General features: G+C 52.4%; 2 pseudogenes. Both read left to right on the forward strand.

Annotated features, from left to right (window positions below):
- Positions 1 to 293: 293 nt before the first annotated feature.
- Positions 294 to 1,015, forward strand: a pseudogene (locus AC2FLO_RS01050) (IS6 family transposase).
- 201 nt (positions 1,016 to 1,216) lie between these two features.
- A pseudogene (locus AC2FLO_RS01055) lies at positions 1,217 to 1,921 on the forward strand (flavin-containing monooxygenase); the annotation flags it as partial.
- Positions 1,922 to 1,978: the final 57 nt, after the last annotated feature.

Below are 1,978 nucleotides of genomic sequence, written 5' to 3' on the forward strand. Positions count from 1 at the left end.
TGGCCCGCACACAGGCCTGGCGCAGCAGGTAATCCACACAAAAACTCAATATCCCCGCAGATCACATATCTGCGGGGAGAGGTAGCCGCGGGGAATCGGACCAGTTTTTAAGGTGGATCAAATGATGAGAGAGACAACCCAGAATGGCTCGAGAAAGAACCGCTCTCGTGAATTCAAAGCCAAGGTCGCGCTTGAAGCGATCCGTGCGGAAATGACGCTTGCTGAACTGTCGAAGACGTACGGTGAGACGTGTCGCAAACTATCGGTCCGGATTGACGAGCATATATGCAGCGATGTTTGTTGTCTGCGTTTTGCTCTCCAACAGGTTTCCGCATGATTTCTTGATAGGCTGTCATTTTCCCAGGAATGCAAACTTGTACGCAGATTTCTTCTACCTACGGTACACGGTTTCCTATCAGGGCCTTGAAGAGATCATGGCTGAACGCGGTATGTGAGCTGACCACGCCACATAGAATAGGTAGATTGCGAAGTACTCGCCGATAGTTGCTGCTCGTACGCAATCAAAGAAGCGTCCAACTCAGAATTTCTGGAGTTTAGACGAAACCTATATTCGTGTGCGCGGGAATTGGAAGATCGCCATCGCGCAGGTGACAAAGCGGTAAACACCCTCGATTTCCTGCTTTCCGAACGGCAAAATCGTCCAGCAGCGACCAATTTCTTTGCTAAAGCACTGTCGTCAAACGGAATCCCAAACAAAATCGAAATAGACAAGAGCGGTGCCAATGCAGAGGACATTCGAGAGGTGAACAAAATCCTGAATCGGTTCGGTTGCCCTGCCAAAGTACAGACGATCAGGTCAAAGCATATAAACAATATGATCGAGCAGGATCACAGATTCATCAAACAACGCATGCGGCACTTACGTGGGTTCAAGTCGTTCAGATCGGCTTCAGCCACACTGGATGGCATTGAGGTAGCCAACATGATCCGAAAGAATCAATTTGCCATTGATGCGACCTCTGGCTTCCAGCTATTCGCCGAGATCGCAGAATAGCTGCGTCTGGCATAAAGCTGACTTTAGTCCATCGAAAAGTCTGCGACCCAACCCAGTCGAAATGGGATCTGGTCTTAGCCATAGCCCAAGCAATGCTTAACAAGATCATATTTCTCAGAAGCGTCGTTGATTTCTAAGATTACAAAAAGGATGCGCCCATTTGGGTGGCGACCCTCGAAGTGCCTAATAGAGGATCTCGATATGACGATTGAAACGACGGATACGCTGGTTGTTGGCGGAGGACAGGCCGGTATCGCGGCGAGTGAGCATCTGAGCAACAACAATGTCCCGCATATCGTGCTGGAAAAGAACCGCACGGCTGAAGCGTGGCGCACTGGCCGCTGGGATGCGCTGGTGGCCAACGGCCCCGCTTGGCATGACCGCTTCCCGAACATGCTTTTTGACGGCAACGATCCTGATGAATTTGTAACCAAGGACCGGTTTGCTCAGTACCTGGTTGACTATGCTGCCATGATTAAGGCGCCGATCCGGGAAGGTGTCGAGGTGCTGGAAGCAACCCGCCAGCCCGGTAAGGGCGGTTTTCTGGTGAAAACCACCGCGGGTGAGATTGAATGCAACCGCATCATTGCAGCCACCGGCGCATTCCAGCATCCGGTTTTACCGCCAATCGTACCAAGCACTGAAGACATCGAACAGATCCACTCCTTCAACTACAAAAACCCTGAACAACTGGCCGATGGTGCCGTCATGGTTGTGGGCGCCGGGTCGTCCGGTGCACAGATCGCGGACGAATTGAATCGCGCGGGCCGCAAGGTGTTCCTGTCGGTTGGTCCGCATGATCGCCCGCCGCGTCGCTACCGCGGCCGTGATTTCGTTTGGTGGTTAGGTGTTCTGGGCCTGTGGGACATGGCGGCACCTGCACCGGGTGAGCAGCCTCATCTGACTGGTCCATTTTGATTGTTAGTGCATGATCGGCCTCTGATCCATCGGAATGATGGCTTC

It is taken from the genome of Ruegeria sp. TASC047 (assembly GCF_059612445.1).